19 protein-coding genes and 2 pseudogenes are annotated in these 26,551 nt (G+C 43.9%); 13 read left to right on the forward strand and 8 right to left on the reverse strand.

The genetic code is table 11. The features are described from left to right. Window positions 1–250: 250 nt before the first annotated feature. The 3 genes from QZ331_RS07905 (at window position 251) to QZ331_RS07915 (ending at window position 4,690) form a co-directional block, all read left to right on the forward strand. Window positions 251–1,849, forward strand: coding sequence for a TrkA C-terminal domain-containing protein (locus QZ331_RS07905; RefSeq protein WP_294629384.1), 1,599 nt, complete (start codon window positions 251–253; stop codon window positions 1,847–1,849). A gap of 70 nt (window positions 1,850–1,919) precedes the next feature. Next, window positions 1,920–2,276, forward strand: a complete 357-nt coding sequence (locus QZ331_RS07910; protein ID WP_294629385.1) for a hypothetical protein — start codon at window positions 1,920–1,922, stop codon at window positions 2,274–2,276. Window positions 2,277–2,368: 92 nt separating this feature from the next. Continuing rightward, on the forward strand, window positions 2,369–4,690 hold the full coding sequence (locus QZ331_RS07915; protein WP_294629386.1) for a TonB-dependent receptor: 2,322 nt from the start codon (window positions 2,369–2,371) through the stop codon (window positions 4,688–4,690). 59 nt (window positions 4,691–4,749) lie between these two features. On the opposite strand, the gene QZ331_RS07920 is transcribed toward QZ331_RS07915, so the two are convergent. Beyond that, complete coding sequence (locus QZ331_RS07920) at window positions 4,750–5,664, reverse strand: cation diffusion facilitator family transporter (protein WP_294629387.1); 915 nt, start codon at window positions 5,662–5,664, stop codon at window positions 4,750–4,752. A gap of 169 nt (window positions 5,665–5,833) precedes the next feature. Here QZ331_RS07920 and QZ331_RS07925 point away from each other — a divergent pair. From QZ331_RS07925 to QZ331_RS07935, 3 genes and pseudogenes are all read left to right on the forward strand, one after another. Then, a pseudogene (locus QZ331_RS07925) lies at window positions 5,834–8,140 on the forward strand (family 20 glycosylhydrolase). Between the two features lie 213 nt (window positions 8,141–8,353). Further along, entirely contained in the window at window positions 8,354–9,058 is a 705-nt protein-coding gene (locus QZ331_RS07930) for a hemerythrin domain-containing protein (RefSeq protein WP_294629388.1), read from the forward strand. Continuing rightward, window positions 9,048–9,668 (forward strand): LuxR C-terminal-related transcriptional regulator, encoded by a 621-nt coding sequence (locus tag QZ331_RS07935; RefSeq protein WP_294629389.1) that lies wholly within the window; start codon window positions 9,048–9,050, stop codon window positions 9,666–9,668. The genes QZ331_RS07930 and QZ331_RS07935 overlap by 11 nt, the downstream gene beginning before the upstream one ends. A 529-nt stretch (window positions 9,669–10,197) precedes the next feature. Here QZ331_RS07935 and QZ331_RS07940 read toward each other — a convergent pair. The 3 genes from QZ331_RS07940 to trpB all read right to left on the reverse strand — a co-directional run bounded on the left by QZ331_RS07940 (window position 10,198) and on the right by trpB (window position 13,242). Then, window positions 10,198–11,238: a type I asparaginase gene (locus QZ331_RS07940; protein ID WP_294629404.1), complete on the reverse strand. Its 1,041-nt coding sequence runs from the start codon at window positions 11,236–11,238 to the stop codon at window positions 10,198–10,200. A gap of 198 nt (window positions 11,239–11,436) precedes the next feature. Then, complete coding sequence (locus QZ331_RS07945) at window positions 11,437–12,003, reverse strand: aminodeoxychorismate/anthranilate synthase component II (RefSeq protein ID WP_294629390.1); 567 nt, start codon at window positions 12,001–12,003, stop codon at window positions 11,437–11,439. Between the two features lie 57 nt (window positions 12,004–12,060). Beyond that, entirely contained in the window at window positions 12,061–13,242 is a 1,182-nt protein-coding gene (gene trpB / locus QZ331_RS07950) for a tryptophan synthase subunit beta (protein WP_294629405.1), read from the reverse strand. A 385-nt stretch (window positions 13,243–13,627) separates the two neighbouring features. On the opposite strand from trpB, the gene QZ331_RS07955 reads away from it, so the two are divergent. Beyond that, entirely contained in the window at window positions 13,628–14,206 is a 579-nt protein-coding gene (locus tag QZ331_RS07955; RefSeq protein ID WP_294629391.1) for a DUF308 domain-containing protein, read from the forward strand. 23 nt (window positions 14,207–14,229) lie between these two features. On the opposite strand, the gene QZ331_RS07960 is transcribed toward QZ331_RS07955, so the two are convergent. Together QZ331_RS07960 and dapF are read right to left on the reverse strand one after the other, a co-directional pair. Further along, on the reverse strand, window positions 14,230–15,465 hold the full coding sequence (locus QZ331_RS07960; protein WP_294629392.1) for an LL-diaminopimelate aminotransferase: 1,236 nt from the start codon (window positions 15,463–15,465) through the stop codon (window positions 14,230–14,232). A gap of 243 nt (window positions 15,466–15,708) precedes the next feature. Next, the gene (dapF, locus tag QZ331_RS07965; protein ID WP_294629393.1) at window positions 15,709–16,521 is read right to left on the reverse strand and encodes a diaminopimelate epimerase; all 813 of its coding nucleotides are present in this window, start codon (window positions 16,519–16,521) and stop codon (window positions 15,709–15,711) included. A 356-nt stretch (window positions 16,522–16,877) separates the two neighbouring features. On the opposite strand from dapF, the pseudogene QZ331_RS07970 reads away from it, so the two are divergent. The 5 genes and pseudogenes from QZ331_RS07970 to QZ331_RS07990 all read left to right on the forward strand — a co-directional run. Then, window positions 16,878–17,205, forward strand: a pseudogene (locus tag QZ331_RS07970) (glutamine--fructose-6-phosphate aminotransferase); the annotation flags it as partial. Window positions 17,206–17,257: 52 nt separating this feature from the next. Next, window positions 17,258–19,141 carry an amidophosphoribosyltransferase gene (locus QZ331_RS07975; RefSeq protein WP_294629394.1) on the forward strand — a complete coding sequence of 628 codons (1,884 nt, stop codon included), beginning with the start codon at window positions 17,258–17,260 and terminating at the stop codon, window positions 19,139–19,141. A gap of 19 nt (window positions 19,142–19,160) precedes the next feature. Next, window positions 19,161–20,309: a glutamine-hydrolyzing carbamoyl-phosphate synthase small subunit gene (carA, locus tag QZ331_RS07980; RefSeq protein ID WP_294629395.1), complete on the forward strand. Its 1,149-nt coding sequence runs from the start codon at window positions 19,161–19,163 to the stop codon at window positions 20,307–20,309. Window positions 20,310–20,318: 9 nt separating this feature from the next. After that, window positions 20,319–23,546 (forward strand): carbamoyl-phosphate synthase (glutamine-hydrolyzing) large subunit, encoded by a 3,228-nt coding sequence (gene carB, locus QZ331_RS07985; RefSeq protein WP_294629396.1) that lies wholly within the window; start codon window positions 20,319–20,321, stop codon window positions 23,544–23,546. Window positions 23,547–23,622: 76 nt separating this feature from the next. Further along, window positions 23,623–24,669 (forward strand): mannose-1-phosphate guanylyltransferase, encoded by a 1,047-nt coding sequence (locus QZ331_RS07990; RefSeq protein ID WP_294629397.1) that lies wholly within the window; start codon window positions 23,623–23,625, stop codon window positions 24,667–24,669. Window positions 24,670–24,718: 49 nt separating this feature from the next. Here QZ331_RS07990 and QZ331_RS07995 read toward each other — a convergent pair whose 3' ends face one another. After that, window positions 24,719–25,186 (reverse strand): hypothetical protein, encoded by a 468-nt coding sequence (locus QZ331_RS07995; RefSeq protein WP_294629398.1) that lies wholly within the window; start codon window positions 25,184–25,186, stop codon window positions 24,719–24,721. Between the two features lie 289 nt (window positions 25,187–25,475). Here QZ331_RS07995 and QZ331_RS08000 point away from each other — a divergent pair, with 289 nt between their 5' ends. Next, entirely contained in the window at window positions 25,476–26,183 is a 708-nt protein-coding gene (locus QZ331_RS08000) for an SGNH/GDSL hydrolase family protein (protein ID WP_294629399.1), read from the forward strand. Between the two features lie 81 nt (window positions 26,184–26,264). Here QZ331_RS08000 and QZ331_RS08005 read toward each other — a convergent pair. Then, window positions 26,265–26,551 (reverse strand): UvrB/UvrC motif-containing protein (locus QZ331_RS08005; RefSeq protein WP_294629400.1); only part of this gene is annotated, 287 nt, incomplete at its 5' end.

Genomic DNA, 26,551 nt, shown 5'->3' on the forward strand with positions numbered 1-26,551 from the left:
TAAATGAGACATATTGTCATTTTGTTTAAAGGTGTTTAAAAGGGGATAGGCCATCGGGATGAGCGATTCATTCCGGTGGCTTGTTTTTTTGTGTAAAAGTCTATGTGGGTAAAGTTCTCTTTGGGATTGTCTCATATTGCTTTGGAATTATAGGATAGGGATAGAATAGGTTACTTGTAAGATGTAATGTTGTGCGGATTGAAATAAAATCCTTACCTTTGCCCCCTTAAACTAACTAACCTTTATTTTTATGTTTACTGACTTGTTGCGTTCCTCTTATTTTTCCCTCTTCCTGATTGTCGCATTGGGATTTATGCTGGGAAGGATAAAGATTAAGGGCTTATCTCTCGATGTGTCTGCGGTAATTTTTATCGCACTTCTTTTCGGACATTTTGGTGTCATTATTCCCAAAGAATTGGGAAATTTCGGTTTGGTACTGTTTATTTTTACCATCGGTATTCAGGCAGGACCCGGGTTCTTTGATTCTTTCCGCAGTAAGGGAAAGACCTTGATTCTTATTACGATGCTTATCATTTGTTCTGCTTGTCTCACGGCAGTAGGGCTGAAGTATGCGTTTGACATCGACACCCCCAGTGTTGTAGGACTGATTGCCGGAGCATTGACCAGTACTCCCGGTTTGGCAGTTGCTATCGATAGTACCCATTCACCTTTGGCTTCCATTGCTTACGGTATCGCATATCCGTTTGGAGTGATTGGTGTGATATTGTTTGTCAAGCTGTTGCCTAAAATTATGCGGGTGGATTTGGAGAAAGAAGCGCGTCGCCTGGAGATAGAGCGTCGCGGACAATTTCCGGAACTGACTACCTGTATCTATCGTATTACAAACGCAAATGTATTCAATCGCAGCTTGATGCAGATTAATGCACGTGCCATGACGGGAGCTGTCATTTCCCGTCTCAAGCATAAAGACGAGATATCTATTCCGACTGCTCATACTATTTTGCACGAAGGTGACTATATACAGGCAGTAGGTAGTGAGGAATCACTGAATCAGCTTGCCGTATTGGTAGGCGAGCGTGAAGAAGGTGAGCTTCCTTTGGATCGGACACAGGAAATAGAATCTCTCCTGCTGACCAAAAAGGATATGATAAACAAACAGTTGGGCGACTTGAATCTGCAGAAAAACTTCGGTTGTACAGTAACCCGCGTTCGTCGAAGCGGTATCGATTTGTCACCGTCTCCTGATTTGGCTTTGAAATTTGGTGATAAACTGATGGTCGTCGGTGAGAAAGAAGGAATAAAAGGCGTGGCCCGTTTGTTGGGCAATAACGCGAAGAAATTGTCAGACACAGATTTCTTCCCGATTGCAATGGGTATTGTGCTGGGAGTGTTGTTCGGCAAGCTGAATATCTCTTTTTCCGAAAGTCTGTCATTTTCACCAGGTTTGACCGGAGGCGTCCTGATGGTAGCTCTCATATTGAGTGCTGTCGGTAAGACAGGGCCTATCATTTGGTCTATGTCGGGACCTGCCAACCAATTGTTGCGCCAATTAGGGCTGCTGCTTTTCCTTGCCGAAGTAGGAACTTCTGCCGGAAAGAATCTCGTAGCCACTTTCCAGGAGAGCGGACTATTGATGTTTGGAGTAGGAGCTGCCATTACTTTGGTTCCGATGCTTGTTGCAGCAATCGTAGGACGCATGGTATTTAAAATCAGTTTGCTTGATTTGTTGGGAACCATCACTGGTGGTATGACCAGTACTCCCGGTTTGGCTGCCGCCGATTCGATGGTAGACAGTAATATTCCCAGTGTGGCCTATGCAACTGTTTATCCGATTGCGATGGTATTCCTGATTCTTTTTATACAAGTGATAGCTTCGGCGGTATATTGACAATATGCTGTTCGAACATTGATTGTTAAGAAAAACTTTGTATCTTTGCCGCCCCTAACGAAAGAATGAGGTGAAACGATTGTTCTTGAATATAACACGCTATTTCTTACCGGTACTCTTTGTGTCGTATTTGGTAAGCCTTACGTTCTTTACCCACGTACACGTGGTCAATGGCGTGACAATCGTTCACTCGCACCCCTTCAAGAAAGGGGCGGCACATCAACACTCAACAGTCGAACTGATACATATCCATTCTTTGTCTAACCTGACGGCAGATGGTGCGGCTGTTGTTTTTGCTCTTTCCCTTTTCATTCCTTTTTTATTGTGTCTGTTGCTTGGTTGTCCGCAACATACACGCTTTAACGCTCCTTATCACGGAGTGACTGCGCTTCGTGCTCCGCCTGTAATTCGTTTTTTCACAATTTGATTTTTATGGGTGATATTCTGCCTTGTTGAAGGCGGAGTATTGTCTGCTTTTTTATGTGCAAACTTAATAACTAACGAATTACAAACGAAAAAATGAAGAAATACATCTTTTCGCTTGTTCTCTTGTGCTGTGCGTTGTTGCCTGCTTTGGGAGGACAAGCATATGAACACTCCAATTATCCCGAACTGCGTAAATCGGATGCGAACGTCATCGGTCATATCCTTGATAAAAACACAAAGGAACATCTGTCCTATATTACAGTGGCTTTGAAAGGTACCACTATCGGAACAGTAACCGATGCCACCGGACATTACTTCTTGAAGAATCTTCCCGAAGGAGATTTCGTACTCGAAGTAAGCGCTGTCGGTTATAAAACTGTGAGACGCAACGTGACATTGAAAAAAGGGCTTACTTTGGAAGAAGATTTTGAAATAGAAGAGGACGCAGTGGCTTTGGACGGCGTTGTAGTGTCTGCCAATCGAAATGAAACCACCCGTCGTCTGGCTCCTACGCTGGTCAATGTAGTGGATTTGAAGATATTTGAGAGTACCAATTCTACGACGTTGGCGCAAGGACTGAGTTTTCAACCCGGCGTACGTGTGGAATCCAATTGTCAGAATTGTGGTTTCCAACAAGTACGTATCAATGGTATGGACGGTCCTTATACACAAATCCTATTGGATTCACGTCCCATTTTCAGTGCCCTTTCCGGTGTATATGGCATTGAGCAGATTCCCGCCAGCATGATAGAACGTGTGGAAGTGATGCGTGGCGGTGGTTCGGCTTTGTTCGGTTCCTCTGCTATTGCAGGCACCATCAATATCATTACTAAAGAGCCTATCCGCAACTCCGGTATGTTGTCTCACACGATAACGGGAATCGGTGACGGCGATGCTTTTGACAACAGCACTTCGCTGAATGCTTCATTGGTGACGGAAGACCAGCGTGCGGGATTGTATATCTTCGGACAGAATCGTCATCGTTCCGCGTACGACCACGATGGGGACGGATATTCTGAAATCCCCCAAATACATGGACAGACCGTAGGCTTCCGTTCGTATCTCAAAACCGGCACTTATTCCAAACTGACCTTCGAATACCATCATATGGAGGAATTCCGTAGGGGAGGAGACTTGTTGAATCGCCCGCCCCATGAAGCGAATGTTGCGGAGCAGACGGAGCATTCCATCAATGGCGGCGGTCTGAAATTCGATTATTTCTCGCCTGACGAGAAACACCGTTTCAATGTATTTGCTTCGGCACAGCACATCAACCGTGACAGCTATTACGGTGGCGGACAAGACCCTAATGCTTACGGCAATACTACCGACCTCAACTGGATGGCAGGCTCGCAATATGTCTATAGCTTCGGCAGATGTATCTTCATGCCTTCCGACTTTACTGCCGGAATAGAATTCAATCAGGACAAACTGAAAGATAATATGTGGGGATATAATCGGACTGTAGACCAGAAAGTGAACATCGGTAGCGCGTTTGTACAGAATGAATGGAAGAACCAACATTGGGGATTTCTGATTGGCGGTCGTTTTGACAAGCATAATCTGATAGACCATCTTATTTTCAGCCCGCGTGCCAATTTGCGTTACAACCCGACAGAGAATATCAACCTTCGTCTGAGCTACTCTTCCGGTTTCCGTGCCCCGCAGGCTTTTGATGAAGATTTGCACGTAGAGAATGTGGGTGGTAATGTAGCAATGGTGGAACTTGCCGATGACTTGAAAGAAGAGAGGTCGCAAAGCCTGAGTGCTTCGGCGGATATTTATCACCGTTTGGGTGCGTTCCAGGTGAATTTCCTTGTCGAAGGCTTTTATACTAAACTGTCGGATGTCTTTGCACTTACCGACGGTGAAACGGTAAACGGCATTCTGAAACGTATCCGCTACAATGCGCCGGGTGCACGTGTGATGGGATTGACATTGGAAGGAAAGATGGCTTATCTGAGTAAATTTCAACTTCAGGCAGGAGTTACCTTGCAGCAAAGTCATTACAGCGAACCGCATATTTGGAACGAAGATGCTCCGGCTGTGAAGAAAATGATGCGTACGCCGAATACTTACGGTTATTTTACTGCGACTTATACTCCGGTGAAGCCTTTGTCTATTGCTCTTTCCGGCACATACACCGGTTCGATGCTGGTTCCTCACGAACCTGTTCCGGGTTTTCTCGAAACTCCGATTACCGTCAATACAAAAGATTTTTTTGATATTGCTTTGAAGGTTGCTTATGATTTCAAACTCTATAAATCTGCAAATCTGCAAGTAAACGCCGGCATACAGAATATCTTCAACGCTTATCAGAATGACTTTGATAAAGGAGCCGACCGTGATTCGGGGTATATCTATGGCCCTTCGTTGCCGAGAAGTTTCTTTGCCGGAGTGAAAATCAGTTATTGATAACTTTAGTTTAAGTGGTGGCGGGCAGTATGTAGCCTGCTGCCACTTTCCGTATATTGTCAGACCATATCCTTGTCTACTCCGAATTTTTCATCCGGATGGCATTGTCCTGCCGGTTCCACGTGTACCAAGATGTCGTAGACATTATCTATCGAACTTTCGATGCTTTTCTCTACTGCTCCGGCAATCTCATGTGCCTGTGTAATCGTTATCTGTGGATTCACCTCTATGTCGAGCGTGATTATGTACCGGTTTCCTATCATTCTCGATCTGACCCGATGCGGATTATTTGCTCCCGGCACTTTCTCGACTGCTGCGAATATTTTATTATATACATTGACGTCCTTGACTCCGTCCATAAGTTCCACATTCGAATCAAGGAAAATACCGATGGACGACCTGATAATAAAGAGGCTCACTATCAATCCTGTGAGCAGGTCGAGTATCGTTAGTTTGAATACAAAAGTGAAAACCAGTCCTAATAAAACTCCGGCCGACAAAACGACATCGTTACGCATATTTATCGCATTTGCCGTTAGCATGGAACTGTCTATTTTCTTTCCCTGTCTGTATTGGTACGATGCTAACAGTAGCTTCCCGACAATAGAGAATAGGGTCACATAAATAGTAATGGCCGATGGAATTTCTTTCACTTCATCCGAAAAGATGCTTGTGACGGACGACAGTAATATTTGCATACCGGCATAAAATATCACAAGTGACAGAATCTTGGTGGCGATACTTTCTGCTTTTTCATATCCGAATACATATTTCTTGGAAGGTGGACGGCTGACGACTCTCGCCGTGAAAATCATAACAACCGAGATGATGACATCCGTTGCCGAGTCAATACCGTCTCCTAATACTGCCAAACTTCCTGCTAACAGGCCGATAGTGATTTTGGATATGGACAGGATGGCATTGCCGATGGTGCTGATCCATGAGGTTCTGATTAAAATACGCTCTCTTGACATTTGAATGTTTTTTCTGCTAATTGGGTTCAAAGTTAATCAATTATAGCCATTAGTGCCTGCACGATACAAAAAAAAGTCTATTTCCTTTTAGTAGTTTGCCCGGTTTAGTTGTATTATATATAGATGGTCAATAAAAACAGGACAATTAATTTATTAAATAGTTAACCTCATGTCCAAACAACTAAGTACCTCTTTACTGATTATATCAGCTTGTGTCTTTTCTGCTTGCACATCTGTCGCCAAGCAAGAAGTAGTAATTTTGCCTACTCCCGTGAGTCTGACCGAGCAGCCGGGCACTTTCGTTTTTAAGGACGGAATGAAGATCGGAGTTTCCGACCGCTCACTTTTTCCGGCAGTGGGTTATTTGCAGGAAATTCTTCGAAACGTAGCATCGTCTTCCGTAGAAGTCACTGCTGATGAAAGTCAGGTAGAACTCTATTTTCAACTGGGAAAGGCCGATGGGAAGCCCGGTGCTTACAAACTTCAGTCTACCCCGCAATTCATTCGGGTGGAAGCCGGTGATTATTCGGGCATTATTTCCGCTATCACCACGATTCGCCAATTACTTCCCGCCGAGATGGAGAAAGAGGATGTGAAGCGCGTTTATTCCATACCTGCTGTAGAGATAGAAGATGCTCCCCGCTTTGAATGGCGTGGATTCATGCTGGATGCTTCCCGCCACTTTTGGAATAAAGAAGAAGTGAAACACGTATTGGATTTGATGTCTCTGTACAAACTGAATAAATTCCACTGGCATCTCACAGACGACCAGGGTTGGCGTATAGAGATTAAGAAATATCCGCAACTGACGGAAAAAGGAGCGTGGCGTCCCTTCAATCAACAAGACCGTACTTGCATGAAACGTGCAACGAAAGAAGATAATACGGATTTCCTTGTTCCGGAAGATAAAATGCGGATTGCAGAAGGCGATACGTTGTATGGTGGTTATTACACACACGATGATATAAAAGAAATAGTGGCTTATGCTGCACAGAGAGGGATTGATGTGATACCCGAGATTGATATGCCGGGACATTTTTTGGCAGCTATCGGCCAGTATCCTGACTTGGCGTGCGACGGGCTGATTGGTTGGGGCGAGACATTCTCTTCTCCTATTTGTCCGGGCAAAGATGAGACTTTGGACTTCTGCCGGAATGTCTTTAAAGAAGTTTTCGCGCTTTTCCCTTATGAATATGTGCATATGGGCAGAGATGAAGTGGAAAAGAACAATTGGAAAAAATGTCCCCATTGTCAGAAACGTATCCGTATGGAGAAATTGGGGTCGGTAGAAGAACTTCAGGCCTGGTTTGTGCGTGATATGGAGAAATTCTTCCTTGCTAACGGAAAGAAACTCGTGGGCTGGGATGAAGTGGTGAAGGACGGATTGTCTTCGGAGGCTGTCATCACGTGGTGGAGAGGTTGGGCAAAGGATGCACTGCCCACAGCAACAGCGCAGCAGCAGAAAGTGATTGCCTGCCCGAACGATTACTTTTACTTCGATTATGAGTAAGACCGGAACTCGGTAAAGAAGATACTGGCCTTTGACCCGTATGCAGACGAACGCTTGTCGCCCCGGCAGAAGGAATACATTTGGGGAGTATAGGCGAATCTTTGGACGGAATGGGTTCCAACCATGAAACGTATTGAATATATGATTGTCCCCCGCATCATAGCATTGAGCGAAATAGCTTGGGCGGAGCCGGATGCCAAGCCGAAGTTTGATGAGTTTTATCGTCAGCTTGTACCTCAATTCAAGCGTATGGATGTGATGGGGGTGAATTACCGTATTCCTGATTTGCAGGGTTTCTATAAAGTAAATGCGTTTGTTGATGAAACGACAGTGAATTTGATTTGTCCATTGCCCGGTACTGGAATTCGCTATACAACGGATGGAAGTATGCCTACTGCCCAGTCGTCTCTCTATGACGGCAGTCTGAAAATAAAGGAGACGACAGATTTTGCTTTCCGTACCTTCCGCAAGGATGGCTCTCCTTCGGGTATGGTGCGTACAAAATATGTCAAAGCCTCTTATGCGGAAGCGGCAATGGCTCCGGATTCCTTACAGCGCGGACTGAAAGTTGTGTGGCACGATTTTCGCGGAAAGCTCTGCTCGGATATAGAAGTAGCTCCCGTAAAGGGAACGTATGTCGTTGAGTCCGTATCTATCCCCGAAGAGGTGAAAGGAAATATAGGTCTAATACTGACCGGCTACCTGGAGGTTCCTGCCGATGGTATTTATACATTTGCCCTTCTCTCGGACGACGGCAGTACATTGAAACTCGACGGTGAGTTGCTCGGAGATAACGATGGTGAACATTCTCCGGTAGAGATTATCGTACAGAAAGCATTGAAAGCAGGGTTACATCCGATAGAAGTGCGTTACTTCGATTGCAACGGCGGTGTGCTGCAAATGGAATTGGTAAATGACAAAGGTGAAAAGAGTGTTCTTCCGGCAGAATGGCTGAAACATGAATAAAAAGTACTCTTATATTCAGTTTTCATTGGTATTGTAATACTTAGTCATCAGTTGAGGCTAAGTGGGAAGCGGGTGAAAGTAGTGATACTTTTATCCGTTTCTTTATTGTAGGGCTATGCTGATTTTGTAAAGATTCAAAATACCTACAAATGGTGATTGTATGTAAGTGAAATATTCCGTTTCTTTGCGGTCTCTAATATAATTAAGATATCAATGGATAATTTGCAGAAATATAAAGCGACTGATAAGATGATTGAACTTATCAGTGATGACTATTCTTTGTTGCAGGTAATGAGCTGTTTCGGACTATCTTTGGGATTCGGAGACAAAACGGTAAAGGAAGTTTGTGAGCAGAACGGCGTAGACTGTCAGACATTTTTAGTTGTAGTCAATTTCATAGCAGAAGGCTTTTCCCGCCTCAAGGGCGATAAAGACACTATTTCCATTCCTGGGTTGATAGACTATTTGCATCGGGCACATCGGTATTTTCTTGGTTTTTCTCTTCCTGCCATCCGGCGTAAGCTGATTGAGGCTATCGACTGTTCGCAGGATAGTGTCGCTTTTCTTATTCTGAAATTTTTTGATGAATATACGTACGAAGTACGCAGGCATATGGATTATGAAGAAAAAACCGTATTCAAGTATGTGGATGCTTTGCTTGCGGGAAGTGTACCGAAGAATTATCAGATTAGCACATTTTCCAAACACCACGGCCAAGTGGGAGAGAAGTTGACGGAACTGAAGAATATCATTATCAAATATTGTCCGGCTAAAGCCAATGAAAATCTGCTGAATGCAGCACTTTTTGATATCTACGCCTGTGAAGCCGCTTTGGAGTCGCATTGCCGTGTGGAAGATTATATTTTTGTTCCTGCTATTCTAAACTTGGAAAGGAGAGTTGGAGAGAATGAAAAATAACGAGGTTGTTCGAATAGCCGTTGCAGAGAGTTCGGTGATTATTCGCGGCGGGCTGACTGCCGCTTTGAAACGTCTTTCCAATGTGAAGATGCAACCCATTGAATTGCTTTCTGTGGAGGATTTGCGTGATTGCATCCGTACGCAATGTCTTGATATACTGATTGTCAATCCTGTTTTTGGCAATTACTTTGATGTGGGGAAATTTCGGGAGGAGACATCCGGTATGGGAATACGTGTGATAGCTTTGGTCACATCTTTTGTAGACTCCTCCTTGTTGGATAAATACGATGAGGCTGTTTCTATCTTTGACGATTTAGAAATAATCTCCGGGAAGATTGCAGGGGTGCTGAATATGGTTTCTGAGGAAGAAGAAACGGACAGCCAGGAGACGCTCAGCCAGCGGGAGAAAGAAATTGTAATCTGTGTGGTGAAAGGAATGACGAATAAGGAAATAGCAGAAACCCTGTTTTTATCTATTCATACAGTCATTACTCATCGGAGAAATATTAGCAAAAAATTGCAAATACACAGTGCCGCCGGATTGACTATTTATGCTATTGTAAATAAGTTCGTTACGCTGGATGATATAAAGGACTTACAGGTGAAATAAATGTTATTAAATATAAACCCGTTTGCGCGCACGGAAATTATTTGTACCTTTGCAACGCGATTGGGAAATTGCTATCAGTTTATAAGGTAAAAGAAAAATAAAGGTATTAGATTAGACATCAAGGTTAAAGTTTCAGTTCAATAGGAACGTTTTTAATAGAAGGTAAAAAGGATAACAATAGGTACACGTTTTTGAGGTTAAAAGAAGATTAGTTTTCAGGAAAAAAGAGGATTGAAAAAGAAAAGCCTTTAAGGCTTTTCTGATGCGAGGCGAGTGGTTCCGTAAAGGAATTGGCTCGTTTTTTTATGCAGGAATTTTTCGTAGTCCCCATAGATTACTATAGTCAAGTAAGGGAATATTGTGTTAGAAATAATAACGGGTTAAAAGTTTGTCTGCCGATACATTATTGACAATGATTGCTTTGTACAGGCTGTACCATTTAGTTGGCACGACTAAGCCAATACAGTGGCAAGGTCGTGTCAATACGTTGGCACAAGGTGAATTTCTATGCTTTCTTGAATCTGTATGCTTAGGATTTGGTGATTTCTCCTATTAAACATGAATCCATCTTCTGTCGGATATCCTGATTGGATAGCCCATGCCCGAGTAAGAACATCAACTTGGTTATGGCACATTCGGGAGTGCTGTCGTATCCACTGATAACTCCTGCTTCCAACAGATGCATCCCCGTCTCATAACGTCCCATCTCTACAGCTCCCGAAGCGCATTGGGTGATGTTGACTATAATAATGCCCCGTTTGGTAGCTTCTTTCAGTTGGCGGATGAACCACTCTTTTTGCGGTGCATTTCCCGAACCGAAGGTTTTCAGAACCACCGCTTTCAGTCCGGGAACATGGAGAAGAGAAGTTACAATACTCTCTTCGATACCGGGAAAGAGCGTGAGTATGACTACATTCGTATCAAACAGATAGTGTGGTTTCAGCGGTTTGGCAGGGGCGGGTCTGCGGATGAGGTTCGGTTCATATTTGATATGGATACCTACGCGTGCCAATGGCGGGTAGTTGAAAGAGCGGAATGCGTTGAAGTTTTCCGCGTTGATTTTTGTAGTACGGTTGCCGCGCATCAAGTGATTTTCGAAGAAGATACACACTTCGGGAACAATGGCTGTACCGTCCGGGTTCTTGGCGGCAGCAATTTCAATGGCGGTAATCAGATTCTCTTTTCCGTCTGTCCGCAACGTTCCGATGGGAAGTTGAGAGCCGGTGAGAATAACGGGCTTGCTTAAGTTTTCGAGCATAAAACTCAGGGCCGAAGCGGTATAAGCCATAGTGTCCGTTCCGTGCAGGATGACGAAACCATCGAAACTGTCGTAATTCTGATGGATGATTTTTACCAGTTCAGCCCAATAAGCTGGCTCCATATCCGAAGAGTCGATAGGTGGTTCGAATGGATAGGAAGAGATGCGATAGTTGAATCTTTTCAATTCGGGCACATACTTGAGCAGATGGTCGAAATTGAAATTCTCCAAAGCACCGGTTTCCGGATTTTCTATCATTCCGATAGTTCCACCCGTATAGATTAACAAAACAGAAGGAGTCTCTACGTTCATAGTCATTGAATTTTTGTTAAAACGCTGACAAAGATACCAATTTATTGCAAATTACGAATAATAAATGATGAATTTGTTTGTAGTTTATGCTGAAATGTTGTAATTATGAATATTTATGCGGGGATAACCGATGATTTAAAAGCAAAAATGCTTCTCGATGAGAATCAGTTCTGACAACCTCCTTTTACTTACGTCACTTTAATGGTTTAAGAAGTTTCTGATAATCTCTTTTCCCTGCGGGGTCAGTATGGATTCGGGATGAAACTGAATGCCGTGTACATCGTAAGTTTTGTGGCGTAGTGCCATGATTTGTCCCTCCTTGCTTTCGGCTGTTATTTCCAGGCAGTCGGGAAAACCATCTCGGCTCACTACCCATGAGTGGTATCGCCCGACGGGAATCTCCTTGTCCAGTCCTTCAAAAAGTACATCTCCTTTGAGAATACTGACCTCGCTCTGTATTCCGTGATAAACCTCTTTCAAATTTTCCAAGCGTGCTCCGAAGGCCTCGCCGATGGCTTGATGCCCCAGACAGACACCTAAGATGCTTTTGGTAGGAGCATATCTTTTAATAATAGGCAATAGCAATCCTGCCTCTTTGGGAAGACCCGGTCCTGGCGACAGGATGATTTTGTCAAAACGTTCTATTGCGTCAAGTTCTATCAGGTCGTTGTAGGCCACTTCTATATCCGTGGTTCCCAGTTCTTTCACTGCGTGCAGTAAGTTATAGGCGAAAGAGTCGTAGTTGTCTAAAAGTAATATTTTCATTTCTTTCTTGTTTTGGTCGAATGATTGTTGCGATACTGACAGACGTACGTTTGGTCGTTAATCGCAGAATGTTAAATATGTTGCGATGTCTTTGTCTCCCCGTCCCGAAACCGTAAGCACCACCACATCCTCCGGCTTGAACTTCACTTTTTTCAAAGCACCTAATGCGTGTGCCGATTCCAGTGCGGGAATGATTCCTTCCAATTTCGTCAGTTCGTAGGCTGCTTCTATGGCTTCATCGTCATTGAAGGATAACACTTTGGCGCGTTTTTGTGCGGCAAGGTTAGCGTGTATCGGCCCGATGCCCGGATAATCCAGTCCGGCAGAAATGGAGTACGGTTCTTCAATCTGTCCCTGTTCGTTTTGAATAACATAGGTGCGTGCTCCATGAATGATTCCCGTTTTTCCAAGTTGGATGGTAGCGGCGGTCATTCCCGTCTCTATTCCCTTGCCGCCGGCTTCCGCGAGGATGAGGCCTACACGTTCGTCGTTTATATGATGATAAATTGTTCCCGCAGCATTACTTCCGCCGCCTATGCAGGCTATCAGATAATCGGGATAATCGCGTCCTTCTTTTTCCAAGAGTTGCTTTTTGATTTCTTCGCTGATGACAGATTGCAGGCGTGCCACCATATCGGGGTAGGGATGAGGCCCTACGGTAGAACCTACAATATAATATGTGTCGGCAGGATGGCAACACCAGTCGCGAATCGCTTCGTCGGTGGCATCTTTCAGAGTCATGTTTCCCGAAGTGACAGGGATTACGGTGGCTCCCAACATTTTCATTTTCTCTACGTTGATATGCTGGCGTTCCACATCCGTCTTTCCCATATAGACGATGCATTCCATATCCATCAGCGCACATACGGTGGCGGTTGCCACTCCATGTTGCCCAGCGCCCGTTTCGGCAATGATGCGCTTCTTGCCCATGCGTCTTGCCAATAGGATTTGCCCGATAGTGTTATTGATTTTGTGGGCTCCCGTGTGGTTCAGGTCCTCCCGTTTCAGGTACAGTTTGCAGCCGTACTTTTCCGAAAGGCGTTTTGCCGGATAGAGTGGGGAAGGGCGTCCTACGTAGTCGCGCAGTAATTGGTCGAACTCTTTCCTGAACTCTTCACTTTCAATTACTTTGAGGTACTTGTTTTTCAACTCCTCGATGCATTCGCGGAGTGCCTCCGGTACGTAAGCTCCGCCGAATTCTCCGTAATAACCGTTTTGGTCAACTAAAAAACTTTTCATCATCTTATCTTTTTATGTTATTTTCCAAAAAAGAGGGAAAATAAAAGAGCCCTGCCGCAAGTTGCGACAGGGCTCTTTTCAAATCTGTTATATCTTAAATGAGGTATATACATACGAGCACTGCTCCCTTACGACTGTCGGAGTTGTAACGGGCGCCACCACCAATATGTATTTACTAACATTGTTCTCATCATCTTTTGCTGTTTTATGAGGGACAAATATAGACACTTTGTTTGAAACGGCAAACAAAATATTACTTTTTTTCAATTCGGAAACAATTTCGTGCCCGGACTGTTCTTATACATAATTATATTTTAATATATCGGTAGAAACAGTTATATTCGCAAAAGTATTGAAACTGAGTTTGATAAAAAATGTGGAATTTATGAAAACAATGAATTATTCTCTTATTCGGATTCTCTTTGCACTTGTGATAGGTTTGGTGCTGGTGATTTGGCCGGATGCGGCTGCCGGATATATTGTCGTTACGGTAGGAATTGCTTTTTTTATTACCGGTGTTATCAGCCTTTTCGGCTATTTCGGGCGTAAAAGGATGGAGAATGAAATCATACCCCGTTTCCCGATTGAAGGGGTGGGTAGCCTGCTGTTTGGACTCTGGCTGATTGTGATGCCTGAGTTTTTTGCAGATGTTCTTATGTTCCTGTTAGGATTTATTCTGATAATGGGCGGAGTTCAACAGATTGCTTCACTGTCGATGGCTCGCCGTTGGATACCTGTGCCGGGAGTGTTCTATTTGGTTCCTTCCTTGATTCTGATTGCAGGTATCGTCGCTTTGTTCAATCCGACCGGAGTGCGCAATACTACATTTATGATTATTGGTGTCACAAGTTTGGTTTATTCACTTTCTGAATTGATAAACTGGTTTAAGTTTATGCATCATCGTCCGGAGGTTCCGGTAGTGCGTAAGGAGGATGATATTGAGGATGCAAAGATTGTGGATTAAAAAAACTGCCCGATGAGAAACCATCATCGGGCAGTTTTTTTAATCCTTCTCATAGCTTCGATACAGTCGTTGCGCTCGCCGAAAGCAGTCAGACGGATATATCCCTCGCCACTTGGTCCGAAACCCACGCCGGGAGTAACCACAACATTGGCTTCATACAACATCTGTTCAAAGAATCGCCACGAGGAAAGACCGTTTGGAGTTTTCACCCATAAATAAGGAGCGTTCACTCCGCCGTAGACCTTCAATCCGGTAGCTTCCAATCCTTCCTTCATGATTTTTGCGTTGGTCATATAATAATGGATGGTTTCTTTTATCTGTGTTTTTCCTTCCGTACTATAAACAGCTTCCGCGGCCCGTTGGGTGATGTAGGAAGTGCCGTTGAACTTGGTACATTGGCGGCGGTTCCATAATCTGTTGAGCGGGATACGCTCGCCTTCCAAAGTTGCGGCTGTAAGTTCTTTGGGCACTACCGTATATCCGCAGCGCACTCCAGTAAATCCTGCTGTCTTTGAGAAGCTGCGGAATTCGATGGCACATTTCTTGGCCCCTTTGATTTCGAAAATAGAGTGTGGGACGTCTTCATCCTGGATATACGCTTCGTATGCGGCATCAAACAGGATAAGTGTGTCGTTTGCCAAAGCATAGTCTACCCATTTCTTTAGTTCCGCTTTGGTGAGTGTTGTACCGGTCGGATTGTTCGGATAGCAGAGATAGACGATATCTATCCGTTTGTTCGGGATTTCGGGAATGAAGTTGTTTTCACTTGTGCAAGGCATATAGGTGACATTACTCCATTTACCTGTTCTCTCTTCCAATACTCCGGCACGCCCGCACATGACGTTGCTGTCAATATATACCGGATAGATAGGATCTGTAACGCCTATGCTATTGTCGTGGCGAAGAATATCACCTATATTTCCGGTATCGCTTTTAGCTCCGTCGCTGATAAATATTTCAGAAGCGGAGAAGTGAATTCCGCGCGGAGCGAAATCATTCTTTATAATTGCTTCAATCAGAAAATCGTATCCCTGTTCCGGACCATAACCGTGGAAGGTATCCTTATCGGCAAGTTCTTCTACCGCTTTGTGCATTGCTTCAATGCAGGCTTTGGGAAGCGGGCGGGTAACATCGCCGATACCTAATCGGATGATGTCTTGTTTGGGATGTGTTATCTTGAAAGTATTTACTTTTTTCGCTATATCCGAGAAAAGGTAACTTCCCGGTAATTTCAAAAAATGCTCGTTTACTAAAGCCATATTGTCATTGTTTTAAGTTTCTATATAATGATTATCCTCTATTTACCTTCTATATATGAGGGGTTTGCTGCGCATAGAGATCTGGTTTTCACCACATATATATCCAACTTCCACCATATATATGTCCTGCGTCTACCATCTATATGTCCTACAGCCAGCATATATAGATGCTATAACAAACTGATTATAAGGCTGAAACTTCTCTATTTGGCAGATAAGGGAAGATAGTGGATAATTATATTCTCAATTTCCGGTTTCTTCGATTTCTCCGTCGAATACTTTGGTTGCCGGTCCTGTCATTAATATATGTCCAGAGACTTCATCCCATTCAATGAGGACTTCGCCGCCATCCATTATTATTTTACTTTTTCTCCCTGCCAGTCCGTTGAGGAAGGCGGCTACTGCTGTGGCGCAAGCTCCTGTTCCGCACGCTTGGGTAATTCCCGAACCTCTTTCCCATACTCTCATCCGTATGATATCTTTGCCTATAATCTGTGCAAATTCCACATTTGTTCTGTCGGGGAAAAGATGATAATGCTCCAGTTTGGGACCTGTTTCCGGTAAGTTGATTAGGTTTATATTATCCACAAAGGTGACTAAATGAGGATTTCCCATCGATACTTTGGTTGACCGGAAAGCATACTTTCCTTTTATATGAACCTCTTTCGTTTCCAACGGGCTGCCCATATCCACTGTAACTGCGGTAACTGTTTTTCCGTCTACGTGAAGTTTCAGCATTTTAATTCCCGACAGTGTGTCCAGTGTGATTTCTGTTTTGTTCGTCAAGCCGTATTCATATACATATTTGCCTACGCAACGGCTGCCATTTCCGCACATCATCGCTTCCGAGCCGTCGGCATTGAAAATACGCATACTGAAATCAGCCTTTTTAGAACTTCCAATCAAAATAAGTCCATCACTCCCAAGTCCGGTATGGAATTTGCTCCATTCGATTGCTTTCTTTTCGGGGTTCGCTATTGGATATTTGGTAGTGTCTACATATATGTAGTCATTTCCCGCTCCATGCATTTTGGTAAATTTGATTTTGCTTGTCATTTTGACCTGTATTTATTGATTGAGGCAACCTTTTGTCTTATCACTATGCAAAGGTATGACTTTCTGCTTTATCATTGACAAAAGGGGGGATTTAATATCAGTTTAAATTCGACGAACTTCTAATCATTTTGTATATGTGGCTTTTTTTGTTTTAATTTGAAATATTATCTATCTGTATATAAGAAAAGTGTAATGCTTGCTATTGTTTCTTTTTGAGGTAAAAATATGATATTGTTTGGCTTTTTGATGTGTTTATAACTTTTTAATGTATTTCTGTTAAATAAATATGGGAAACGTGAACTTTATGTTATTTGAAATACGTATATTTGCAGCCGAAATAAAAACATCATAAATATATGTGTGGAATAGTAGGCTATATTGATAAAAGAAAAGCCTATCCCATCCTTATAAAAAAGGAACTGAAGCGATTGGAGTATCGTGGATATCACAGTGCAGGGGTAGCATTAATCGGTAATAACCAACAGTTGAATGTGTATAAGACGAAAGACAAAGTCTCCGAATCTGAAATTTTCGTCACACAGAAAAATATTTCCTCCCACGTCCACTTTCATTACTCCTCTTCTGGGAAACCTCCTCTCATTCATAACGGTGTCATTGATAATTTTAAAGCAGTCAGTACCTGATACCGAAACTTTTGCTCAATTAATAGAATACATGAAAATTACCCGTCATCAGTCAAGTGGTAATTAAAATCGTAAAAACGTAAATAATATAGATGGAACAGTTAAAACATGAATGTGGCGTCGCCATGATACGTTTGCTTAAACCGCTGGAGTATTACGAAAAGAAGTATGGGACGTGGATGTATGGTCTCAACAAACTTTATCTGCTGATGGAAAAGCAGCACAACCGTGGGCAGGAAGGCGCAGGGCTGGCTTGCGTGAAACTGAAAGCGAATTCGGGTGAAGAATATATGTTTCGTGAGCGTGCCTTGGGTTCCGGCGCCATTACTGAAATCTTTGAGAATGTACAGAGCAACTTCAAGGATTTGTCGCCTGAACAGTTGCACAATGCGGAGTATGCCAAACGTACATTGCCCTTTGCCGGCGAAGCGTATATGGGACATCTCCGTTATTCTACCACCGGAAAATCAGGCCTCTCTTACGTGCATCCGTTTTTGAGAAGGAACAACTGGCGTGCCAAGAACTTAGCTCTCTGCGGGAACTTTAACATGACGAATGTAGACGAAATTTTCGCACGTATTACGGCTATCGGTCAGCATCCGCGCCGGTATGCTGATACATATATTATGCTGGAACAAGTAGGACATCGTCTCGACCGTGAAGTGGAGCGTATCTTTAATCTTGCCGAAGCCGAAGGGCTTACAGGTATGGACATCACCAATTATATAGAAGAACACATTGACCTTGCCAATGTATTGCGTACCTCCTGCCGTGAGTGGGACGGAGGATACGTTATCTGCGGGCTGACCGGAAGCGGAGAATCTTTCGCTATCCGCGACCCGTGGGGGATTCGTCCCGCATTCTGGTATCAGGACGATGAAATAGCCGTGTTGGCTTCCGAACGTCCGGTCATCCAAACCGTCTTGAATGTCCCTTCTGAAAAAATAAGGGAGTTGCAACCGGGACAAGCGTTGCTTATCAGCAAAGAGGGCAAAATACGTACCTCGCAAATTATCAAATCCCGTGAGAAGTACGCCTGTTCTTTTGAACGTATCTATTTTTCCCGTGGCAGTGATGCAGATATTTATAAAGAAAGAAAATTGTTGGGTGAAAAGTTGGTTCCAAAAATTCTGAAAGCTATTGATAACGACATTGACCATACCGTTTTCTCTTTCATACCCAACACTGCCGAAGTAGCTTTTTATGGAATGTTGCAGGGGTTGGACGATTATCTGAACGAAGAGAAAGTACAGCAGATTGCCGCATTGGGGCATAATCCGAATTTAGAGGAATTGGAAGCGATTCTTTCCCGTCGCATCCGCAGTGAGAAGGTGGCTGTTAAGGATATCAAACTTCGTACGTTCATTGCCGAGGGAAACAGCCGCAATGATTTGGCAGCTCACGTATATGACATTACATACGGAAGTCTCGTGCCGGATGTCGACAACTTAGTGATTATTGACGACAGCATTGTGCGGGGTACAACGTTGAAACAAAGTATTATCAGTATTCTTGATCGTCTCCACCCGAAGAAGATTGTCATCGTATCCTCTTCGCCACAGGTTCGTTATCCCGATTATTACGGTATAGATATGTCGAAGATGAGTGAATTTATTGCTTTCAGAGCTGCTGTCGAACTTCTGAAGGAACGTGATATGAAAGATGTGATTGCAGCCGCTTACCGTAAGTCCAAAGACCAGGCAATGCTGCCGAAAGAGCAGATGGTGAACTATGTAAAAGACATCTATGCACCTTTTACCGACGAAGAAATCTCCGCCAAGATGGTGGAACTGCTCACGCCGAAAGGAACGAAAGCTAAAGTGGAAATTGTCTACCAGCCGTTGGAAGGGCTTCGCGAGGCTTGTCCCAATCATACGGGCGACTGGTACTTCAGTGGCAATTATCCTACACCGGGTGGCGTGAAAATGGTGAACCGTGCATTTATCGACTATATTGAGCAAATGTATCAATTTTAAGTTTTAATCATTAGATTACATGAGAAATGTGACATTAATCCTTGACGACGGGAGCCGGTTTTCCGGCAAGTCGTTTGGCTACGAGAAGCCGGTGGCGGGCGAAGTAGTTTTCAATACTGCCATGACCGGATATCCCGAGAGTCTCACCGACCCGTCGTATGCCGGACAGTTGATGGCTCTTACCTATCCCTTGACAGGTAACTACGGAGTTCCTCCCTTTACAATCGAACCGAACGGACTCGCTACTTTCATGGAGAGCGGGAAAATCCATGCAGAAGCGATTATCGTAAGTGACTATTCATATGAATACAGCCATTGGAATGCAGTGGAAAGTCTTGGCGACTGGTTGAAACGTGAACAGGTTCCCGGCCTCACGGGTATTGATACCCGCGAACTGACGAAAGTACTCCGCGAACATGGTGTGATGATGGGAAAAATCGTATTTGATGATGAACCGGATAATATTCCCGAAGCTACCTATGCAGGTGTCAATTACGTAGACAAAGTAAGTTGCAAAGAAATCATCTCTTATCTTCCCGACGGAACCTCTCATGTTTTTCCGATAACCGATTCCGTTACGCAGCTTAATTTGCAGTTCTCAACTTTCAATTCTCAATTTAAGAAAGTTGTTCTTGTAGATTGCGGTGTAAAGGCCAATATCATCCGTTGCCTGCTGAGACGTGGTGTGGAAGTGATTCGCGTGCCGTGGGATTATGATTTCAATGGACTTGAATTTGACGGATTGTTTATTTCCAACGGACCAGGCGATCCGGACACCTGTGACGTTGCGGTACATAATATCCGCAAGGCAATGAAAAACGGACAACTCCCTATTTTCGGAATCTGTATGGGCAATCAATTGCTTTCAAAAGCAGGGGGAGCCAAGATATACAAACTGAAATACGGACACCGCAGCCACAACCAGCCTGTGCGTATGGTAGGTACGGAACGTTGTTTCATCACTTCCCAAAATCACGGTTATGCCGTAGATAGTAATACGTTAGGGACAGATTGGGAAACGCTTTTCATCAACATGAACGACGGCTCCAACGAAGGAATCAGGCATAAGAAGAATCCCTGGTTTTCGGCACAATTCCATCCGGAAGCCGCCAGCGGACCGACAGACACGGAATTCTTGTTCGACGAATTTGTAAACCTGCTTAAATAATCGACAATCATGAAAGAAAAAATAAAGAAAGTATTACTGTTAGGTTCTGGCGCTCTGAAAATCGGTGAGGCCGGTGAGTTCGATTATTCCGGTTCGCAGGCTCTCAAAGCCTTGAAAGAAGAGGGAATTGAAACAGTACTTATCAATCCGAATATTGCTACCGTACAGACCTCTGAAGGGGTAGCAGACCAAATCTACTTCCTGCCGGTGACCCCGTACTTCGTAGAAAAAGTGATTCAAAAAGAGAAGCCTCAGGGTATTATGCTTGCATTCGGCGGGCAGACGGCTTTGAATTGCGGGGTAGCTTTGTATCAGGAAGGAATTCTCGCAAAATACAACGTCAAGGTGCTCGGTACTCCTGTACAAGCCATTATGGACACCGAAGATCGCGAACTTTTCGTGCAGAAATTGAATGAAATCGATGTAAAGACTATCAAGAGTGAAGCTGTGGAAAATGCGGAAGAGGCCCGTCGCGCAGCCAAAGAACTGGGTTATCCGGTGATTGTCCGTGCCGCGTATGCGCTGGGTGGTCTGGGTTCCGGCTTTTGTAATAACGAGGAGCAGTTGGATGTTTTGGTAGAAAAGGCTTTTTCTTTTTCTCCGCAAGTGTTGGTGGAGAAATCGCTCCGTGGCTGGAAAGAAGTGGAATATGAGGTCGTGCGCGACCGTTTCGACAATTGTATCACCGTTTGTAATATGGAAAACTTTGACCCGTTGGGCATCCATACCGGTGAGTCTATCGTTATCGCTCCCTCACAAACGCTTACTAATAAAGAGTATCATAAACTTCGCGAGTTGGCCATCCGTATCATCCGCCATATCGGTATCGTAGGTGAATGTAACGTGCAGTATGCTTTCGACCCGGCTTCCGAAGATTATCGGGTGATTGAGGTAAACGCTCGTCTTTCCCGTTCGTCGGCTTTGGCTTCTAAGGCAACCGGTTATCCGTTGGCTTTCGTTGCCGCCAAGTTAGGATTGGGTTACGGGCTTTTCGACTTGAAAAACTCTGTAACAAAAACGACTTCCGCTTTCTTCGAGCCTGCGTTGGACTATGTGGTCTGTAAGATTCCTCGTTGGGACTTGGGTAAGTTTCACGGAGTGGACAAGGAATTGGGGTCTTCCATGAAATCGGTCGGTGAGGTAATGGCTATTGGCCGTACTTTTGAAGAGGCTATTCAAAAGGGACTTCGCATGATAGGGCAGGGAATGCACGGTTTTGTAGAAAACAAAGAATTGGTTATCCCCGATATTGACAAAGCGCTTCTTGAACCGACTGATAAACGTATTTTTGTCATCTCGAAAGCTTTCCGTGCCGGATATACCATCGATCAGGTATATGAACTGACAAAAATTGACAAATGGTTCCTTCAGAAGTTGATGAACATCATGCAGACTTCCGAAGAGTTGCATCGCTGGGGAGACAACTATAAACAGATAGCCGACTTACCGGACGAATTGCTTCGCCAGGCGAAAGTCCGGGGATTCTCCGATTTTCAGATAGCCCGTGCCATTGGCTACGAAGGCGATATGGAAGACGGGCTCCTTGCTGTTCGCAATCATCGCAAGCAGGCGGGCATCTTTCCGGTTGTGAAACAAATCGATACTTTAGCTGCCGAATATCCCGCACAGACCAACTATCTGTATCTTACTTACAGTGGCGTTGCCAATGATGTTCATTACGTAGGCGACCATAAGTCTATCGTTGTGCTGGGTTCCGGAGCTTACCGCATCGGCTCTTCGGTAGAGTTCGACTGGTGTGGCGTACAGGCCTTGAATACTATCCGCAAAGAAGGATGGCGCAGCGTCATGATTAACTATAATCCTGAAACCGTATCTACGGACTACGATATGTGCGACCGTCTCTACTTCGACGAGTTGACTTTCGAACGGGTAATGGATATTCTCGAACTTGAAAATCCACATGGTGTCATTGTATCTACCGGAGGACAAATCCCCAATAACCTTGCCTTGCGCCTTCATGCACAGCAGATTCACATTCTCGGCACAAGTGCCAAGAGTATCGATAATGCCGAAGACCGCGAGAAATTCTCTGCCATGCTTGACCGTATCGGTGTTGACCAGCCACGTTGGCGGGAACTGACATCTATGGAGGACATTCATGAGTTTGTTGACGAAGTGGGCTTTCCGGTGCTTGTCCGTCCGTCTTATGTGCTCTCCGGAGCAGCGATGAATGTATGTTCTAATCGGGAAGAGCTTGAACGATTTCTGCAACTGGCAGCTAACGTATCGAAGAAACATCCGGTGGTAGTAAGCCAGTTTATCGAACACGCCAAAGAGGTGGAAATGGATGCCGTGGCGCAGAACGGAGAAATCGTAGCATATGCTATCAGCGAGCATATCGAATTTGCGGGTGTACACTCTGGTGATGCGACTATTCAATTCCCGCCACAAAAACTGTATGTAGAGACAGTCCGCCGTATCAAGCGTATCAGCCGCGAGATTGCCAAAGCACTGAACATTTCCGGTCCGTTCAATATCCAATATTTGGCAAAAGACAATGATATAAAGGTTATCGAATGTAATCTGCGTGCCAGCCGTTCGTTCCCGTTTGTCAGTAAAGTATTGAAGATAAACTTTATCAAATTGGCAACGAAGGTTATGCTCGGACTGCCTGTCGAAAAACCGGAAAAGAACCTTTTTGAACTTGATTATGTCGGAATCAAGGCTTCTCAGTTCTCCTTCAACCGTTTGCAGAAAGCCGACCCCGTGTTGGGAGTAGATATGGCTTCTACCGGCGAAGTGGGTTGTATTGGTACGGATACCTCTTGTGCCGTTCTGAAAGCGATGCTTTCCGTAGGCTATCGTATCCCGCAGCAAAATATTTTGCTTTCTACTGGCACGATGAAGCAGAAAGCGGATATGATGGATGCAGCCCGTATGTTGGTGAACAAAGGATACAGACTTTTTGCTACAGGTGGCACGTACAAAGCGCTTGCCGAAAACGGTATTGAAAGCACTCATGTTTATTGGCCGAGCGAGGAAGGACATCCGCAAGCATTGGAGATGCTTCACAACAGGGAGATAGACATGGTAGTCAACATTCCGAAGAACCTGACGGCGGGAGAGTTGGATAATGGATATAAAATTCGTCGTGCAGCCATCGATCTGAATATTCCGTTGATAACAAATGCCCGTTTGGCGAGCGCATTCATCAATGCTTTCTGTACGATGAGTGTGGATGATATTGCCATAAAGAGTTGGGCGGAATATAAGTAATAAGAAAAATTTGTAATTTCGGACATTTTGGAGTAACTTGCGCGGCTATTAAAAACAATTGGAAAATAAAACAGATATGGATAATCATGTTGTAATAATGGCTGGTGGTATCGGCAGTCGTTTTTGGCCGATGAGTACTCCGGAATGTCCGAAGCAATTTATAGACGTTATGGGTTGCGGACGGTCGTTGATTCAGTTGACCGTTGACCGTTTTAGTGGTATTTGCCCGGAGAATAATATGTGGGTGGTTACATCCGAGAAATATATTGATATTGTCCGTAGTCAGTTGCCGGAGATTCCTGAAAGCAATATCTTGGCAGAACCTTGTGCACGAAACACCGCGCCTTGCATTGCTTATGCTTGTTGGAAAATCAAAAAGAAACACCCGAAGGCCAATATCGTGGTGACTCCTTCTGATGCATTAGTTATCGACATACAGGAATTTCGTCGGATAGTAGAGAAATCGCTCCGTTTTACGAATGACAACAGTGCCATTGTTACGTTGGGTGTCAAGCCGACTCGTCCGGAAACCGGATATGGATATATTGCTGCCGGAGGGGAGATAATGACAGATAAAGAGATTTTTACAGTCGATGCGTTCAAAGAAAAACCGGATAAGGAGACTGCCGGGAAGTATTTGGCAGAAGGAAATTATTTTTGGAATGCCGGAATCTTTGTATGGAATGTACGTACCATTACCTCAGTGATGCGTGTGTATGCTCCGGGAATTGCACAGATTTTCGATCGCATCTTCCCCGATTTCTATACGGAAAAAGAAAACGAAACGGTGAAAAAACTGTTCCCGACTTGCGAAAGTATCTCTGTTGACTATGCGGTGATGGAAAAGGCGCAGGAGATTTACGTGTTGCCGGCTTCATTCGGTTGGTCGGATTTAGGCACTTGGGGAGCCTTGCGTGGATTGTTACCGCAGGATGAGGCTGGTAATGCTGCGGTAGGGACGGATATTCGTCTGTATGATAGTAAGAACTGTGTAATACATACCAGCGAAGAAAAACGGGTGGTAGTTCAGGGATTGGATGGATACATCATTGCCGAGAAAGACAACACGTTATTGATATGCAGACTGGAAGAAGAACAGCGTATCAAGGAGTTTTCAAAATAGCTTATAACGATTTTTTTCTGCCTTTTTGGGGCAGGTAAGATTCATTACATTATGTCAGCTTAAATCTTAACCTCAGCGTTTGTTTATCTTCGTCATAATCATGGCTGATGATTTTGAAAGTTCCTATTTCGGAAGTGTTTTCGACGTGTAAACCGATACAGGCGCAGGCGTCATACTCTCCGATGCGTACAATGCGAAGCGTATCGCCGGCCTCGGCAGGCAGTTTGCTCAGGTCTACGATATTCTTTGCTTGTTCACGCGTCATAAACTCAATAGTTACTGGTAAGTGCTGACTGATGACTTCGTTCACTTTGTTTTCGATAGATTGTATCTGTTCTGCTGTTGGGCAATAGGAAAGAAGATAGTCGCATTTGCTTTTTTTTCTTTCTATGTGAGCATTGCGGGAGCGCGGACAACCGAACGTCTTTACCATAGTAGCGTTTAATAAGTGCTCTGTGGTATGCATGGGTGCTATTGATGCATTTCGAAATTTGGGTGCTGCTTGATTTATTTCCATGATAGATAAAATTTTGTCTTTACTGTAATTGTATAGATATAAAAAAAGGAGCAACGCTTTGCTCCAACCTTTTGTTAACCTTAAATCTAATACTATGAAAAACACATTGCAAAGGTACGGACTTTTTAGACAATAGCAAATAAAACGGGAAAAACAAGATGTTATATAACATAGATTAAGAACTTAATATTCGCTATTAACGATTGTTTGTTACTTGAGTGACAAAATAGAAGAAAATTCCTTATCTTTGTGTCAATTAATATATTGTTGTTACCTAAAAAATAGAATCATGAATGGGAAAAGAATAGGCCGATGGGGATTATTGGCTGTTATTTGTTTGAGTTTCTCAATAGGAGAGGCTTTTGCTCAGAAAAAGGATTTTGCAAACCTGACTCGCTATGCCAAAGAAAATTCGGCTTTGTCGAAAACAGCAAAAAAAGAGAAAAGAGTTGTGTTTATGGGAAACTCCATTACCGAAGGTTGGGTACGGACTCATCCGGAATTCTTTAAAACGAACGGATATATTATCGGTCGTGGTATTAGTGGGCAGACTTCCTATCAGTTTTTACTGCGTTTCCGTGAAGATGTGATCAATCTTTCTCCGGCTTTGGTAGTCATTAATGCCGGAACCAATGATGTAGCGGAAAATACGCAGCCTTACAACGAAGATTATACTTTTGGCAATATCGTTTCAATGGTTGAACTTGCCAGAGCGAATAAGATAAAAGTAGTGCTGACTTCCGTGCTTCCTGCGGCGGCTTTTAAATGGAGAATGGAGATAAAGGACGTTCCACAAAAGATTCAAGCGTTAAATGCCCGCATAGAGACTTATGCTAAAGTTCATAAAATTCCATTTGTCGATTATTATAATGCAATGGTGGCCGATGACAACCGGACTTTGAATCCACAATATACAAAAGATGGAGTTCATCCGACAGGTGAGGGGTATGATGTAATGGAGCGATTGATTAAGACTGCGATAAACAAAGCGCTTTAAGGTGTATAAAAATGGCGTCACTATTTTTACAGGGTTAAGATTTAAAGCCCTGCCATTGTAGGGATGGAGGATGAGAAAATCTCATCCCCATTTCTCTTTCATCAAATCTTCTAACTTTAGTAATTCATCACGATATTGGGCTGCTTCGATAAATTCCAGTTTCTTGGCGGCTTCCTGCATCAGTTTGCGGGTACGTTCGATACTCTTTTCCATTTGTGCTTTGCTCATATACTGCACTATCGGATCGGCGGCGATATTGGGGCTGGCAGGTTCGACATAAGCCTGCTTTTCTTTCGGTAATTCAGTTGCTTCGGAAGTCGAATTGCCGAATACAACTAAATTTCTTGCCTTCTTAATCTGTTGCGGAG

This window comes from uncultured Bacteroides sp. (assembly GCF_910586915.1).
Taxonomy (GTDB): domain Bacteria; phylum Bacteroidota; class Bacteroidia; order Bacteroidales; family Bacteroidaceae; genus Bacteroides.